Source organism: Kitasatospora sp. NBC_00374 (assembly GCF_041434935.1).
GTDB lineage: Bacteria > Actinomycetota > Actinomycetes > Streptomycetales > Streptomycetaceae > Kitasatospora.
Window position 1 is genome coordinate 7766240 of record NZ_CP107964.1, and the last position, 15460, is coordinate 7781699.

13 protein-coding genes are annotated in these 15460 nt (G+C 72.4%); 9 read left to right on the forward strand and 4 right to left on the reverse strand.

Translation table 11 applies throughout. The features are described 5' to 3' along the window. Window positions 1-14: 14 nt before the first annotated feature. From OG871_RS33840 to OG871_RS33855, 4 genes are all read right to left on the reverse strand, one after another. The gene (locus tag OG871_RS33840; RefSeq protein WP_371502041.1) at window positions 15-2831 is read right to left on the reverse strand and encodes a SpoIIE family protein phosphatase; all 2817 of its coding nucleotides are present in this window, start codon (window positions 2829-2831) and stop codon (window positions 15-17) included. A gap of 129 nt (window positions 2832-2960) precedes the next feature. Continuing rightward, on the reverse strand, window positions 2961-3863 hold the full coding sequence (locus tag OG871_RS33845) for a hypothetical protein (RefSeq protein WP_371502042.1): 903 nt from the start codon (window positions 3861-3863) through the stop codon (window positions 2961-2963). Window positions 3864-3877: 14 nt separating this feature from the next. Next, window positions 3878-4720: a papain-like cysteine protease family protein gene (locus OG871_RS33850; protein WP_371502044.1), complete on the reverse strand. Its 843-nt coding sequence runs from the start codon at window positions 4718-4720 to the stop codon at window positions 3878-3880. Window positions 4721-4800: 80 nt separating this feature from the next. Next, the gene (locus OG871_RS33855; RefSeq protein WP_371502046.1) at window positions 4801-5322 is read right to left on the reverse strand and encodes a hypothetical protein; all 522 of its coding nucleotides are present in this window, start codon (window positions 5320-5322) and stop codon (window positions 4801-4803) included. A 554-nt stretch (window positions 5323-5876) separates the two neighbouring features. Here OG871_RS33855 and OG871_RS33860 point away from each other — a divergent pair. From OG871_RS33860 to OG871_RS33900, 9 genes are all read left to right on the forward strand, one after another. After that, window positions 5877-7322: a glyceraldehyde-3-phosphate dehydrogenase gene (locus tag OG871_RS33860; RefSeq protein WP_371502048.1), complete on the forward strand. Its 1446-nt coding sequence runs from the start codon at window positions 5877-5879 to the stop codon at window positions 7320-7322. A gap of 187 nt (window positions 7323-7509) precedes the next feature. Then, window positions 7510-8076, forward strand: coding sequence for a TetR/AcrR family transcriptional regulator (locus OG871_RS33865; protein WP_371502049.1), 567 nt, complete (start codon window positions 7510-7512; stop codon window positions 8074-8076). Between the two features lie 117 nt (window positions 8077-8193). Continuing rightward, complete coding sequence (locus tag OG871_RS33870; protein ID WP_371502050.1) at window positions 8194-9549, forward strand: carotenoid oxygenase family protein; 1356 nt, start codon at window positions 8194-8196, stop codon at window positions 9547-9549. A gap of 77 nt (window positions 9550-9626) precedes the next feature. Then, the gene (locus OG871_RS33875) at window positions 9627-9860 is read left to right on the forward strand and encodes a hypothetical protein (protein ID WP_371502051.1); all 234 of its coding nucleotides are present in this window, start codon (window positions 9627-9629) and stop codon (window positions 9858-9860) included. 167 nt (window positions 9861-10027) lie between these two features. Then, window positions 10028-10429 (forward strand): ester cyclase, encoded by a 402-nt coding sequence (locus OG871_RS33880; RefSeq protein ID WP_371502052.1) that lies wholly within the window; start codon window positions 10028-10030, stop codon window positions 10427-10429. A gap of 561 nt (window positions 10430-10990) precedes the next feature. After that, on the forward strand, window positions 10991-12055 hold the full coding sequence (locus OG871_RS33885; RefSeq protein ID WP_371502054.1) for a RimK family alpha-L-glutamate ligase: 1065 nt from the start codon (window positions 10991-10993) through the stop codon (window positions 12053-12055). After that, complete coding sequence (locus OG871_RS33890) at window positions 12052-13278, forward strand: AMP-binding protein (protein WP_371502056.1); 1227 nt, start codon at window positions 12052-12054, stop codon at window positions 13276-13278. The genes OG871_RS33885 and OG871_RS33890 overlap by 4 nt, the downstream gene beginning before the upstream one ends. Further along, window positions 13275-14585 (forward strand): MFS transporter, encoded by a 1311-nt coding sequence (locus tag OG871_RS33895; protein WP_371502057.1) that lies wholly within the window; start codon window positions 13275-13277, stop codon window positions 14583-14585. Before OG871_RS33890 ends, OG871_RS33895 begins: the two co-directional genes overlap by 4 nt. After that, window positions 14582-15454 carry an SDR family NAD(P)-dependent oxidoreductase gene (locus tag OG871_RS33900; RefSeq protein WP_371502059.1) on the forward strand — a complete coding sequence of 291 codons (873 nt, stop codon included), beginning with the start codon at window positions 14582-14584 and terminating at the stop codon, window positions 15452-15454. The genes OG871_RS33895 and OG871_RS33900 overlap by 4 nt, the downstream gene beginning before the upstream one ends. Window positions 15455-15460 lie beyond the last annotated feature (6 nt).

Consider the following 15460-nt stretch of genomic DNA (forward strand, 5'->3'; position numbering starts at 1 on the left):
TCCCGCCGGCGGCCTCAGCGCTCGGCGGCCGGCGGCGGGATGGCCACCGTCCGCGCCGCCTCGTGTTCCGCCGATCGCGGTGGTGCCACCGGGACCGCCGCCGCGGGGGTCCTCGGCTGCCCGTCGAGGTCTCCGGCCGAGGCGGGCAGCGGCTGCTCCGCCCAGATGATCTTCCCGTGGGAGGTGTACCGGGTGCCCCAGCGCTCGGTGAGCTGGGCCACCAGGAACAGCCCGCGGCCGCCCTCGTCCGTCGTCGCCGCGTACTTCAGGTGCGGGGAGGTGTTGCTGCCGTCGGCGACCTCGCAGATCAGGGCGCGGTCGCGCAGCAGCCGCACCCGCACGGGCGGCGAGCCGTAGCGGATCGCGTTGGTGACCAGCTCACTGAGGACCAGTTCGGTGCCGAAGGCCAGGTCGGTCAGACCCCACTCCTCGAGCGTCGCGGTGGTCCACGCACGCGTCTCGGCGACGGTGGCCGGGTCGAACGGCACCTCCCGCTCCGCGACGCGGTCCGCGCCGAGCACCCGGGTCTTCGCGATCAGCAGGGCCACGTCGTCCTGCGGACGGGCCGGGAGCAGGGCGTCCAGCAGGGCCTGACAGTGCTCCTCGGGCTGCCGGTCGTGGCCGGCGAGCGCCTCGCGCAGCAGTTCCATGCCGACGTCGAAGTCCCGGGTGCGATCCTCGACCAACCCGTCGGTGTACAGGACGATCTGGGTGCCCTCGGCCAGGTGCACCTGCGCAGTCTCGAACGGCATGCCGCCCGCCCCCGCCCCCAGCGGCGGGCCGATCGGGAGGTCGGGGAACACCACACTGCCGTCGGGCCGCACCAGGGCGGGCGTCGGGTGGCCCGCCCGCGCGATGGTGCAGAGCCGGGAGACCGGGTCGTAGATCGCGTACAGGCAGGTGGCCCCGGTGACGCCGATCCCGGTGCCGCTGTCGGTCTCCTCCTGGTCGATGCGGTTCACCAACTCGTCGAGGTGGCCGAGCAGCTCGTCCGGCGGCAGGTCGAGGGCGGAGAAGTTGTGCACGGCGGTGCGCAGCCGGCCCATCGTCGCCGCGGCGTGCAGTCCGTGGCCGACGACGTCGCCGACCACCAGGGCGACCCGGCTGCCGGGCAGCGGGATCACGTCGAACCAGTCGCCGCTGACCCCGGACTGTGCGGGCAGGTAGCGGTGCGCGACCTCGAGGGCGCTCTGTTCCGGCAGGGCGCGCGGCAGCAGGCTGCGCTGCAGCGTCACGGCCATGGCGTGCTCGCGGGTGTACCGGCGGGCGTTGTCCATGCTGACCGCGGCGCGGGCGACCAGTTCCTCGGCCAGCGACCGGTCCTCGTCGTCGAACGGCTCGGGTTTCTCCGACCGCCAGAAGTTGGCGACGCCCAGGATGATGCCGCGGGCCTTCAGCGGAGTGGCGATCAGCGAGTGGACACCGTAGTCGACGATCCGGCGGGCCCAGGCCGGGTCCTGGGCCTGCCAGCCGTGGGCCACCGCCAGGTCGGGCACCACCTGTGAGTGGCCGCTGTCGAAACCCATCGCCTGGGGGGTGGAGGGCACGAAGGTGATCAGCCTTCCGCACGGGTAGAAGGGATGGTCCTCGCGGATTCCGTTGACGGCCGCGCGGCGCAGGTCCATGCCCGTCCCGGTGGGTTCGTCGCCCTGCAGGACGGGGTCGGCGAGGTCGACGGTGACGAAGTCCGCGAAGCCGGGGACGGCGACCCGGGCCAGCTCCTCCGCCGTGCGCACGACCTCGAGCGTGGTGCCGATGCCGACGCCGGCCTCGTAGAGCAGCGCGAGGCGCTTGCCGGCGACCTCGGCCTTGCCGGACAGCGCGAGCAGCTCGGTGGAGTCGCGGATCGTCGCGACCGTTCCCATGCCGTTGCCGTGGCGGTCGGTCGGCCGCTGGTTCACCGCGAGCAGCCGCACGCCGGACCGGTGCACCTCGTCGGTGGCCACCCTGCCCGACAGCAGCAGCTCCGCGGTCCCGGGGTCGAGGTCGTGCAGCTCGGCCAGGTGCCGGCCCTCGGCGTCGGCCGGCAGCCCGAGCAACTCCTTCGCCTCGTCGTTCGCCAGCAGCAGCCGGCCGTCCTGGGCGACGATGACCACTCCTTCCCGCACGGCGTGCAGGACGGCGTCGTGGTGCTCGTACATGCGGGTCATCTCGGCCGGGCCCAGGCCGCCGGTCTGGCGCCGCAGCCGCCTGGTGACCAGGGCGGTCCCGGCCGTGGCCACCGCCAGTGCGGCGGCGCTGGTGCCCAGGATGACGGGCAGCTGCCGGTCGCCGGCCGTGACGACGTTCTTGACCTTCAGCCCGGCCGACACCAGGCCCACGACCGATCCGTCGGGGGCGTTGACGGGAACGACCGCCTGCACCTCGTGGCCGAGCGGGCCGTGCACGCTCTCCGTGTAGACCTGGCCGGCCAGGGAGGGACCGATCGTCCCGACGAACCGTTTGCCGATCCGGTCCGGCAGCGGGTGCGTGTACCGGATCCCGTTCGTGTCCATGACCACGATGAAGTCGACTCCGGCCGCCTGGCGCGCCTGCTCCGTCATCGGCTGGAGGATGGCCGACGGGGCGGGCGACTGCATGGCCGGGACGATGCCGGGGGAGTTCGCGAACGTCTGCGCCACGGCCACCGACCGGTTGATGGCCTCCGACTCGCTGGCCCGCCGCGATTCGAGGACCAGGGCGAGGATCGCCCCGAGGACGAGCAGCACCACGACCGCGACCTGCAGCACGAACACCTGGCCGGCAACGCTCCGAGGGCTCTTGCCGAGCCGAGTCTTCGCGATCAGCGACAGCTTCGATACGGTCCGGGGTCGGTCGGGCTGTTCGACCATGCGTCCTTTCTAGCACCGTGGTCAGTGCGACCGCGAAGCGTCGGGGTCCGCGCGCCGGCGGACCGGCTCGGGGCCGGCGCCCGCCCACCCCCTTGTCGGGCGGACGGACACCGGCCGGTACCGGTTGGGTCAGCGCTCCGCGGCCGAGCGGCGGCGGCGCAGATACCCGGCCGCGCCGCCGACCGCGGCCAGCGCCGCCCCGGTGACGGCGGCGGCCTGCCAGGACCGGTCGGCGGCCGGCGCCGGCCCGTCCTCGGCGAGTCCGTACCCGCCGGCGAGCCCCTTGCGGTCGTAGGCGGAGCCGGGCAGCTTGTCGCCGTACCGGGACGCGACCAGCTGCTGGTAGGCGGCGAGGGTCACGCCGGGCCGGCCGCCGAGGCTGGTGGTCGCCTCCTGGTTGAGCGGCTCCACGGTGCCCTCGCCCGTGATCCGGTACCAGGCGTGGATCTGCGGCTCGGTGAACGTGCGGGCCTGCGGGGTGCCGCGCTCCGCGAGGCTCACCTCCGCGTCGCCGTCCCGGATGCCGGCCAGCTGCCAGCCCTGCTGGGCGACGGCCGTGCCGCTCGGGCCGTCCGTGTTCCCGGGCGCGCCCTGGGGTGCGAGCAGCACCGCCGCCTGATGGCCGTCGGCGGCGCTCACCCGGGAGGCCAGGTACGAGAGCCGGACGGCGTTCTGCGCGGTCGGCCGGATCTTGCCCGCGACGAACTCGGGGTTGAGCTCGAACAGCGGCACCGGATCCTTGAGCTCGAACGCGGGCGGCGCGGCGGGCGTGTTCCCGGGGGCGCCGAGGACGCCGCCGTCGGCCGCGGCCGGGGTGCCCGCCTGGCGGGCCGCGACGAGGAACCGGGACACGGTGTCGCGGACCTGCCCGGTCCGCAGGACCTGCTGCGCCGAGCCGTAGTCGGGGGTGTCGTCGGCGCCGGCGGCCTGCGCCGGGACGGTGCCGCAGAGCGCGGCGAGTGCGGTCGCGGCGAGGACGGCGGCCCGGGTGGCCGCGCGTCGCGGGGCCCGGACGGTCTGCGTGGTCTGCATGGTCGGTCGTCTCCTCAGCCGTGGATACCGATGCGGGAGTGGGTCCACTGGAACGAGTTGTTGCTCGCGTACGTGGAGTAGTTCCACCAGGTGTAGGTCTGGGTACTGGGCCACGGGTCACCGACCGCGATCATGTTGCTGCCGCTGTCGTATCCGTAGACGACGTTCATGTGGCCGCCGCCGGACCTCCAGCCGATCCGTACGGCGAACGGACGGCCGCCCGCGATCTCGTCACCGCTCTCGCCGAGGCTCGCGGCGCGGTAGAGGCTGCGACCACTGCTGGCCAGGCCCATCCGGGCCAGGCCGTTGGCCATGTCCTCCAGGGTGGCGGGCTGGTCGTTGCAGTCCACCCAGGTGCCCTGGGCGGCGAGTCGGCAGAAGTCGGCCTGCGAGTAGCCGGTGCGGCCCCAGTAGGAGGCGATGGTCAGGCCGGAGGCATCCCAGCACCACTGGCTCTTGACCTGCTTCTGCATGGTGATGGCGAGCGCCGTCTGTCCGGTGGGCCGGGTGGCGCCGCAGACCGGCAGGCTGCCGGTGTTCTCCTGGATGAAGGCGTCGGCGACGTAGTACGAGCCGGACCAGATCCACCGGGAGTTGTTCTCCACGGTGTCGCCCGTGGTCCGGCAGGACATCGGGACCTTGTCGCCGACCCGGGAAACGCCCTTGATCTGGGCGGAGATCGACGGTTGGGCCCGCTGGTTGACGGTGCTGTACCGGCCCTGACCGCCGACGACGGTACCGCTGACCAGGCCGGCCTGCGCGAGGGCGCCGATGCCGAACACCAGGGCACCGGACAGCGCGGCGACGATCGCGGCTATCAGGGTCTTCTTGCGGCGGGACGCGCGGAGTCTGTGCATCGTGCTCCTTGATCCGGGGCAGGGCCGTGGGGCGGCCCCGGGCTGAACGGGGGGCGAGAGCAGGGCTTGTCCGACGAGCCCTAGGCGGAACGGCGCAGGAACAGCACGGCGACGGCGATGGCGGCCACGGACACGGCCGTCACCCCGAGGGCGGCGAACGCCCGTGGCCAGCTCCGGGACCGGGCGGGCGAGGCCGCGACGGGCGGGGCCGTGGCCGGGCGCGGGTCGGCGACCGGTACGTCCACCACTCCCTCTCCCCGGCCGGTCCCGGGCGCGGCCGCCTCCACCGTGACGGTCCAGCGGCCGGGCGGCAGCACCTCGTCGGTGGTGAAGGTGCCCGGACGGCCCGGGACGGGGACCAGGCGCCACGGGCCGACGGCGGTGCCGTCGACCGCGACCGCGCGGAGCGTCCCGACGATCCGGTCGCCGACGGTGCCCGTGTCGTTCTCCCAGGCGGCGGCGGTGACCGGGTGTCCGGCCCAGACGCCGGTGACGGTGAGTCGGACGGTCTCGCCGTGGGCGTGCGCCGTGGCGGCGGGGCCCAGGACGAGGAGGCCGGCGAAGGTGGCGCACACGGCGGCCGCGTGGCGGCGAGCCGTCAACGAAGGCCCCCGCGGGGGCCGCGACGCCGGCAGGTGTTGAACCGCCTTTTGGCCACTGGCCTGCGACCGGGCAAAATCACACCTCGTTCCTGCGGCGGGTTGAGTTCCGGGAATCCTGCCAGAAGGGCGGATCGTCCTGAATGCCGTTGCTCTACGCGCGAAGATGTAGCGCGTTCAATCATCGGGTCCGTGCAGACGCCCGGTTTTCAACGCGCCGGAGAAAATGCGCAGTTGGTGACCTGTCCTTCGATTGGTCTACTCCATTGAGACGATCCGTTGGCATGCGACTTAATGGAAGCGTTATACTTCGTGATCTATTGTTAGATGCGCCGTCGAATAGTGAAATTGCACAGAGTGGGTGTCAGGTGACTCTCCATCATCTCCAGAAGAGGTGATTGGGGGAATTCCAAGACGGTCTTATGGGATCCGGCCCGCGGCTCGGTCCGCAGGGGTGGGGGCGGGGGGAATCACCTGCTCAGGAGGGTCCGCCTGCATGATCAAAACGGCCCGAAGCTAGCATGGGTGTGCGCATCGCCTAGCTCGAAAGATGAACTGTGACTGTCAACGAAGACGTGTTCACGAACTGGAAGAACCGCGAGGAGATCGCGGAGTCGATGATCCCGATCATCGGGAGGCTGCACCGGGAGCGGGACGTCACCGTCCTGGTGCACAGCCGTTCCCTGGTGAACAAGTCGGTGGTCAGCATCCTCAAGACTCACCGGTTCGCCCGCCAGATCGCCGGCGAGGAGCTCTCGGTCACCGAGACGGTGCCGTTCCTCGAGGCCCTCACCTCGCTGGACCTCGGCCCCTCCCAGATCGACATCGGCATGCTCGCCGCGACGTACGGGAGCGACGACCGCGGTCTCTCGGTGGAGGAGTTCACCGCGGAAGCCGTCGCCGGTGCGACCGGTGCCAACAAGCTGGAGCGCCGCGAGGGGCGCGACGTCGTCCTGTACGGCTTCGGCCGCATCGGCCGCCTCCTCGCCCGCCTGCTCATCGAGAAGGCCGGCTCCGGCAACGGGCTGCGGCTGCGGGCCATCGTCGTCCGCAAGAGCGCCGGCGAGGACCTCGTCAAGCGCGCCTCGCTGCTGCGCCGGGACTCGATCCACGGCCAGTTCCAGGGCACGATCACGGTCGACGAGGCGAGTGACAAGATCATCGCCAACGGCACCGAGATCAAGGTTATTTATTCTGACGACCCGACCTCGGTGGACTACACGGCGTACGGCATCAACGACGCGATCCTGATCGACAACACCGGCCGGTGGCGTGACCGCGAGGGGCTGTCCAAGCACCTGCGCCCCGGTATCGCCAAGGTGGTCCTGACCGCGCCGGGCAAGGGCGACGTCCCCAACATCGTCCACGGCGTCAACCACGACACGATCAAGCCGGACGAGCAGATCCTGTCGTGCGCGTCCTGCACCACCAACGCGATCGTGCCGCCGCTGAAGGCGATGGCGGACGAGTACGGCGTCCTGCGTGGCCACGTGGAGACCGTCCACTCGTACACCAACGACCAGAACCTGCTGGACAACTACCACGACTCCGACCGGCGCGGCCGCTCGGCGGCGCTCAACATGGTGATCACCGAGACCGGTGCCGCCTCGGCCGTCGCCAAGGCGCTGCCCGACCTCAAGGCGACGATCAGCGGCAGCTCGATCCGCGTCCCGGTGCCGGACGTCTCGATCGCGATCCTGAACCTGCAGCTCGCCCGCGAGACCACCCGCGAGGAGGTCCTCGACCACCTCCGCGACGTGTCGCTGACCTCGCCGCTCAAGCGCCAGATCGACTTCATCAGCGCTCCCGACGCGGTGTCCAGCGACTTCATCGGCTCGCGCCACGCCTCGATCGTCGACGCAGGTGCCACCAAGGTCGAGGGCGACAACGCGATCCTCTACCTCTGGTACGACAACGAGTTCGGCTACTCCTGCCAGGTCGTCCGCGTCGTCCAGCACGTCTCCGGCGTGGAGTACCCGACCTACCCGGCGCCTGCGGTCTGAGTCCAGGCCCACGGCCGACCCGCGTCCTGGCGGGTGGGGCGGCGGTGGGGCGGCAGTCGGTCCGGATCGGTCCCCGATCCGGCCTCCGGCCGTCGTCCCGCCGCCGCCCCCGGCATCTCCGTCCGCCTGTGCGCGGTCCTCGGCGAGGGCGGTTGACATCCAAAAGTGTGAGTGATTGAGTACTCACATGCAATCGGAACGTCAACGCCAACTCTCCACCGCGGAGGAGCGCCGTGAGACGGTGCTGCGCACCGCGATCGGGGCATTCGCCTCGCGGGGGTACTTCGGCACCACGACCAGCGAGGTGGCCAAGGCCGCCGGGATCTCCCAGGCCTACGTCTACCGGCTCTTCCCCAACAAGGAGGCGCTGTTCGTCGCGGTCGTGGAGCACTGCTTCGTCCGGGTCCGGGCGAGCCTGGAGGCCGGCGCCGCCGGCGCCCGGGGGAGTGCGCCGGAGGCCGTCCTGTCCGCGATGGGGGACGCGTACGCGCGGCTGATCAGCGACAACGACCTCCTGTTGGTGCAGATGCACGCCCAGGCGGCCGCCGTCTCCGAGCCGGCCGTCCGCGAGGCGGTGCGGGCCGGGTACGCCCGCATGGTCGAGTACGTCCGCGGCGCCTCCGGCGGGGACGAGCGGCAGGTCCAGGAGTTCTTCGCGGTCGGGATGCTCTGTCACCTGCTGGTGTCGATGGACGCGGACTCCGTGGACGCGCCCTGGACGCGCACGCTCACGGCGGGCATCCGGCACTTCTGACCTCGCCCGACGGGCGGCGGCCTGCTGAAGGGCGGGGCGCCGTTTTTTCGGGCCAGCCAGTGAGTGGTCAACCACACATATATCTCCGTCAACACCACCATCGAGAGAGGCCTCACCATGACCGGCAAGCCCTACCTGACCGGCCACTACACCCCCGTCGCCGACGAGATCACCGCCACCGGCCTCACCGTCGAGGGGGCCCTGCCCCCCGAGCTGACCGGCCGGCTGATCCGCAACAGCCACAACCCGAAGCCCGGCGTCACCCCGACCCACTGGTTCAAGGGCAGCGGCATGGTCCACGGCATCCGGCTCCGCGAGGGCCGTGCCGAGTGGTACCGCAACCGCTGGGTGCACACCCCGGCCCTGGACGGCGCCCCCTACATGACCGAGCACGGACCCGACCTGACCGCGAGCACCGCCGGCACCCACGTGATCGAGCACGGCGGCCGGCTGCTCGCCCTCTGCGAGGCGAACCTGCCCTTCGAACTCACGGCCGACCTGGAGACGGTCGGCCCGTTCGACTGGAACGGAAAGCTCACCTCGGCGATGACCGCGCACCCCAAGGAGGACCCGGTCACCGGTGAGCTGCACTTCTTCGCCTCCTCCCCGTTCCCGCCCTACCTGATCCACCACGTGGCCTCCGCCGACGGCCGGGTGCTGGACAGCCAGGAGGTCCCGGGGGCGAGCGCCGCGCTCAAGCACGACTTCGCCATCACCGAGCACCACGTGGTCTTCCTGGAGGGCTCGGTCACCTTCGACCCGGCCGAGCACTCGGGTATCCCGTACCGCTGGAGCGACGCACAGTCCTCGCGCATCGGCGTCCTGCCGCGCGGCGCGGGCGGCGCGCAGCAGGTCCGGTGGTTCGAGATCGGGCAGGGCTACGCGATGCACCTCGCCAACGCCTACGAGGACACCCGGGGGCGGATCGTGATCGAGGGCCCGAGCGTGGGCCGCGCCGGCTGGCAGCGTTCCTGGAACTGGTGGGTCGGCGCGCCGGACCGCGGCGCCGAGCCCAACTCCGGCTCCCGCAGCCGCCGCTGGACGGTCGACCCGGCGGCCGGCACCGTCCGGGAGGAGGAGACCGACGACCTCGTGGTGGAGTTCCCGACCGTCAACGACGCCTACCTCGGCCGGGAGCACCGCTTCCAGTACGCCCTGTCCTTCCCGGACGACCGCGGCGTCGGCAACCACACGCTCGTCAAGTACGACCGCTCGAACGGCACCCGCCAGCTGCTGCCGTTCGGCACCGGACAGCTCCCCGGCGAGGCGCTCTTCGTCCCCGCGGCGGGCGGCACCGGCGAGGACGACGGCTACCTGCTGACCGTCGTCAGCGACCTGAACGCCGACGCCTCGCGGATGGTCGTCCTGGACGCCTCCGACCTGAGCCTGCCGCCGGTGGCCACCGTCCACCTGCCCCGCCGGGTGCCCGCCATGATCCACGGCTCCTGGATCCCGGACGCCGACCTCACCTGACCCGTACCTCACCTGACCCGTACCGCACCTGACCCGTGCCGCACCTGACCCGTACGGCGACCTTCCAGGAGGACCTCATGACCGACCACCACGGCGAGCCGCAGCCGGCCGCCCTCGCGACGCCCGTCGAGCGCCGGACCGCCGACGGAACGAAGGGAAAGGCGGCCGGGAAGGCGAGGAGGAGCCGCAGGCGCGCCAGGCGCCGGGCCGCCGAGACCGCCGCCTACACCGGCCTCGGCCTGATCACCCTCGCCCAGCCCTGGGCGCTGCTGCTGATCGTGCCGGCCCTGCTGCTCGCCCTCCGGGACTGACCGGCCCCACCGGGGCAGGCCCGGGCGACCTCGCCCGGGCCGCCCGCCGGATCCACCCGGCCTCACCGCCACCGCTGCCACCCGCACAGAGCACACCGAGAACGAGGAAGACCACCATGACCACCATGAGCACCTCCACCACCCCGAGCTGACCGGAGCCGAAGGCGATGTTCGACACCTGGATCAGGATCTGGAACGGCGACTACACCGGCGCCGACGCCCTGATCGCCCCCGGCTTCCGGCTGCACGCCGCGCTCCTCGACGGCGGCGACGGCAGCTCCGTGCGCGGCGCCGACGACCTGGTCGCCTGGATCGGACAGACCAGGGCCGCGTTCCCGGATCTCCGCTTCACGGCCGAGGTCGGCCCGCTGGTGGACGGCGAGTTCGTCTCCGCCCGCTGGACCGCGACCGGAACGTACGCGGGCGGCTTCCCCGGCGCCCGGGCCGAGCCCGGCACCGCGGTCACGTTCACCGGGACGGACACCCTGCGGACGGAGCACGGACGGTTCGTCGAGTACTGGCTGAACTCCGACATGCTGTCCCTGCTCACCCGGCTCCAGGCGCTCTGATCCTCCGCGGTCCCCGCCCCGGCCCGGCCGCCCGCGGACGGCCGGTACCGCCCGGGCCCGGGGGCTCCCGGACGGCCCTGACCGGCGCAGCGGCGGACCGACTCGCCCCAGTCCAAGGTCATTTGACGAAGAGTCACTACGGAATCCGAACCATTGACATGGCTCACCGGCGTTGCGAGAGTTCTCCTCGTCCGGAGCGTGCCGGTGCGACACTGCCGGTCAGCCGTCCGGCGACGCACCCGAGCCATGGTGGAGAGCCGACCCGGATGAGCCCCGACACCGATGTGACGCGCCGGTCCCGAGCCGGGTCGCCGGACGCCCGCCGCCTCGCCCGTCGGACACCCGGGAGCCGGCTCGAAGGCCACGACGCGGGCCGGCACGGTCACGGCGGCGCGAACGGCGGCCTCGGCGTCCTGCCGGCCGACACGGCCTGTGCCCACTCGGGCGGTTCGTAGCGCCGGCGACCGTCGCGCGACCGACCGGGGCGGTCGTCGCGGAGATCCGCGGACCGGGCGTCACGCCCGCCGACCGGCCATCGACCGCTTCTCTGTGAGGATCACGATGAGCATACCCACGACGCGGGAACCCGCCGATCCGACGAGTCCCGCCGGCCCGCTGCGCCGCATGTGCTGGATCTTCCCCGATCGGGAGTCGACCCGGGCGACCGCGATGTGGCAGGACTTCTTCTGGGACCTCTACGCCGAGGTCGCCGAGGAGTCGGGGATGAGCTGGACCAGGCACGCGCCCGACGCCGTGACGGTGGACGGCACGGTCCGCGGCCGGCCCCGGGTCTATGTGGACGACGAGCCGGTCACCCCGCAGGACACCCTCTTCGTCACCGCGCTGTACTCGCTGCCGTACCAGTCGATGGACATCTTCAACCAGTACGAGCTGTACGCGGTGCTCGAACAGGCCGGCTTCTACCTGCCGTTCCCGCCGCAGGTCTCGCTCATCGGCAACGACAAGCTGGCCACGCTCCTGCACCTCGGCGACTCGCCGGTGCCGCCGATCCCGACGGTCCGCATCGGCACCGGCCGGGACGTCGGCAAGCACCTCTACGAGGTGGCGCTGGCGAACATGACCTACCCGGCCATCGTCAAGCCCGCCGGGTGGTGCGGCGGCGGCGGGATCAACCTGGCCCGCGACCGCGAGGACATCCGGGGCCTGGCCAGCCTGGCGCAGGGCGGTGACACCACGCTGGTGGTGCAGCCGTACCTCGGCGACGGCACGGTCGACTACCGGGTGTACGTCGTCGACGGCAAGCCGTACGCCGTGATGAAGCGGACCCCGCTGCCGGGCTCGCCGGTGGCCAACGCCAGCCGCGGCGGCATCATGGAGTTCCCGCCCGTCCCGGACGAACTGGCCGAGGCGACCGCCTACTTCGCCGAACGGCTGCCGATTCCGTTCTTCTGCGTGGACTTCCTGTTCGACGGGGAACGGTACTGGTTCTCCGAACTCGAACCGGACGGGGTGATCGCCCCCGACTACGACGACCCGCACCGCACGCTCCAGCGGGACATCACCCGCGCGCGCTTCGCCGCCTACCGGGACGCCCACGCGAAGTGGCTGGCCAACGGCGCCGCCGGCCACGCCCTCACCCCCGCCCCCGGAACGGAGTCGAGATGACGGACCGGTTCTCGCTGCCGCCGCAGGCGGCCGAGCCGCACCTGAACGTCGCCCGGAGCTCCCTCGAACTGCTGCGGACCGTACCCGAGTTGACGCCGCGCTACGCGGGCCTGGGTGAGCCGCGCACCCTCGACGACCTCGCCGCGCTGCCGCCGCTGGCCAAGGACGACCTCAACATCGCCCTCGCCCACCTGGAGCCCAGGGCCGAGAACGGTGCGACCTGGCTCTTCCAGAGCGGCGGCAGCACCGGCGCACCCAAGGTCGGCTACGCACCCACCGGCTTCTACATGACCGGCGTCCACGGGCACTGGCAGCCGCTGGACCGCGAGGACGTCTTCGTCAACGCCTGGGGCGCGGGCCGGATGTGGGGCGCGCACTTCCTGGTGGCCGCGCTCGCCGACCTGGCGGGCTGTCAGGTCATCGCGCTGGGCTCGGTCACCAGGGACGAGTACGAGGACTGGCTGGCGTTCTTCGTCGCCCGCAAGGTCACCGCGATCGGCGGGACACCGAGCGTGCTGCGGCTGTGGTTCGCGCAGGCGCGGGCCGCCGGAGTGAAGCTCCCGGCACTGCGCAAGGTGCTCTGGCTCGGCGAGGCCTGGCAGCCCCAGCTGGAGGAGGACATGGCCGTGGTCGCGCCGGACGCGCGCCGCTGGGGCATGTTCGGCAGTACCGAGACCTGGGTGGTCGGCACCAACACACCCGACTGCCCGGCCGACACCTTCCACCCGCTGCCCGAGCAGCTGGTGCACGTCGGCCCGGACGAACTGCTGGACTTCACCACACTCAACCCGGACATGCTCAACCCGGTGCTGCGCTACCGGACCGGCGACGCCGGCCGGCTCGTCGACTGCCCGTGCGGGCGGCCGGGCCGGGCGATGCGGGTGCTGGGCCGCCGGGACAGCGTGGTGCAGGTGCGCGGGCTCGGCCTGCACGTGGACGAGATCATCGCGCAGGTGGAACGGGAGCCGGGCGTCTCCCGCGCACAGGTCCTGGTCACCGAGGCGCGGGGCCGCGCCTGCGGGGTGGACGTCCTGCTGCTGACCGACCAGGACGCCGCGGTCGACCTCGACCGGCTGCGCAAGGACCTGCTGTCCGCGACGTTCACGCTCAGCACGGGCTTCCAGCACGACCCGGAGTCCTTCCGGGTGCGCGCGGTCGATGCGTTGATCAGCAACGACCGGACCGGCAAGACCGCGAACTTCGTGGTGCGGGAGGAGTCGTGAAGCTGCGTCGGCCGGCCTCCCTGGGCGGCGGGTTCAACCTGTTCTGGGCCGGTCAGACGGTCAGCACGGTCGGCGACCGGGTCACCGTGTTCGTGGTGCCGACCCTGATGATCTTCGTCCTGCACGCCGGCGCGCTCCAGGTGGGCGTCGTCGCGATGGCGCAGTACCTCGGCATCCCCCTGCTCGGGCCGGTCGCCGGCGTCCTGGTCGACCGGTGGGACAAGCGCCGGACGATGCTGACCTGCGACCTGGTCCGGCTGGCGGCGGTGGCGGTCATCCCGCTGGCGTACTGGCAGGACTGGCTGTCCACGCCGCTGCTGTTCGGCTGCGTGGCGGTGATCAGCGGCGCGACGATCTTCTTCAACGTCGGATACCTCGTCGCCGTCCCCGCCGTGGTGGAGGAGGAGCACCTCGTCCGCGCCTACTCGCGTCTGGAGGGCAGCGGATCGGTGTCCGAGGTGGCGGGGCCGTCGATCGCGGCCGCCCTCTACAGCGCGCTCGGCGTGGCCGCCCTGCTGGTGGACGCGGCCAGCTACCTGGTCTCGGCCGTGTGCTTCCGCTCCATGCGGCCCTGGGGCGAGAAGACGGTCGCGCAGGGGACGGTGTGGGAGCGGCTGACGGCCGGCTTCCGGCTGAACTGGGCCGACCCGGTGCTGCGGCGGGTGGTGGTGGCCGCGGTGACGCTCAACTGCGGCGGCCCGGTCTTCGTCACCGTGCTGCCGATCCTCGCGTACCGGGGACTCGGCCTGTCCGCCGGCGCCTTCGGCGCGGCCATGTCCGTCGCCGCGGCGGGCGCGCTGATCGGCGCCGTCGTCGCCCCCCGGATCAGCGAACGGCTGGGCACCGGACGGACGATGGCCTGGGCGCTGCTGCTGCACTGCCTGGTCGGGTTCGGCGTGCTCGCCGCGCCCGCCCTGCCCGCCGGCCCGGTGATCGCCGTGACCATGGGCTGCTACGGCTTCTTCATGTCGTGCATCAACGTGTGCAGCGCACCCATCCGGCAGTCCCGGATGTCCGCCCGGCACCAGGGCGTGATGCACGCGGCCTTCCGCACCGTGACCTGGGGCGTGATCCCGCTGGCCGCGCTCGTCGGAGGCCTGGCCGTCACGCTGCTCACCGGCCCGCTGGGGATCCTCGACGCGGCGCGGGCGGTGATGGCCGGCGGCACCCTGCTGGCGGCGTTCTCCTTCCTGCCGGCGGTACGGATCCAGCCGCTGCTCGACGCGGCCGGGCGGGAGCGCGCGCAGGCGGCGGACACCGAGCCGGCCCCCGGCACCGAGCCGGCGCCGGCGGGGAGCGCGTCGTGACCACGGACCACCGCGGGACGCTGCTGGTGACCGGGACGTCCTCGGGCATCGGGCTGGCCACCGCCGTCCGGGCGGCGGCGGCCGGGTTCACCACGGTCGCGACCGTACGCGAGCCCGGCCGGGCCGGGGCGCTGCGCGAAGCGGCGGACCGGGCCGGCGTCACCCTGGACGTCCGCCGCCTCGACGTCACCGACGCCGACTCCGTGGCGACCTGCGTCGAGGGCGTCGAGCGGACCTACGGGCGGCTGGACGCGGTGGTCAACAACGCCGGCATCTCCAACTTCGACCCCACCATGGAGATGTCGACGATGGCGGCGCTGCGGGCCAACCTGGAGGTGAACTTCTTCGGCGTGGTCGAGGTCAGCCGGGCCGCGATGCCGCTGCTGCGCGCCGCCGGCGGGCGGCTGGTCACCATCGGCAGCGTGCACGGAGTCGTCGGCCAGCCGTTCAACGAGGCGTACTGCGCGGCGAAGTTCGCCGTCGAGGGCTTCATGGAGAGCCTGGCCCCGGTCGCCGGGGCGCACGGCGTCCGGGTGTCCGTCGTGGTGCCGGGCTTCGTGCCGGACACCTCCTTCGGGATCTTCCCGGACATCGACCGCACCACCATCGAGGCCGCCTCAGGCCCGTACGCGCCCACCTTCGCCGACTACCTCGCCTGGGTCGGCGGCCAGGGCTGGGAGGCGGCGGGCCAGCCGGCGCGGGAGGTGGCCGAGGTCGTGGTGCGGACCCTGCTCGCCGAACGGCCGGCCTTCCGGGTGCCGGCCAACCCGTGGGCCGCCGCGTACCTGGACCACAAGCTGGCCGACCGGGACGGGTCGACCGTGCAGACGCTCGCCCGCACCTGGATCGGGCGACCGGAATCCCCATAGAGCTCA

Coding starts and splice junctions, on each gene's coding strand:
- OG871_RS33840 (WP_371502041.1), bottom strand. CDS start 2,831: ATGGTCGAACAGCCCGACCGACCCCGGACCGTATCGAAGCTGTCGCTG.
- OG871_RS33845 (WP_371502042.1), bottom strand. CDS start 3,863: ATGCAGACCACGCAGACCGTCCGGGCCCCGCGACGCGCGGCCACCCGG.
- OG871_RS33850 (WP_371502044.1), bottom strand. CDS start 4,720: ATGCACAGACTCCGCGCGTCCCGCCGCAAGAAGACCCTGATAGCCGCG.
- OG871_RS33865 (WP_371502049.1), top strand. CDS start 7,510: ATGCAATCGGAACGTCAACGCCAACTCTCCACCGCGGAGGAGCGCCGT.
- OG871_RS33870 (WP_371502050.1), top strand. CDS start 8,194: ATGACCGGCAAGCCCTACCTGACCGGCCACTACACCCCCGTCGCCGAC.
- OG871_RS33875 (WP_371502051.1), top strand. CDS start 9,627: ATGACCGACCACCACGGCGAGCCGCAGCCGGCCGCCCTCGCGACGCCC.
- OG871_RS33880 (WP_371502052.1), top strand. CDS start 10,028: ATGTTCGACACCTGGATCAGGATCTGGAACGGCGACTACACCGGCGCC.
- OG871_RS33885 (WP_371502054.1), top strand. CDS start 10,991: ATGAGCATACCCACGACGCGGGAACCCGCCGATCCGACGAGTCCCGCC.
- OG871_RS33890 (WP_371502056.1), top strand. CDS start 12,052: ATGACGGACCGGTTCTCGCTGCCGCCGCAGGCGGCCGAGCCGCACCTG.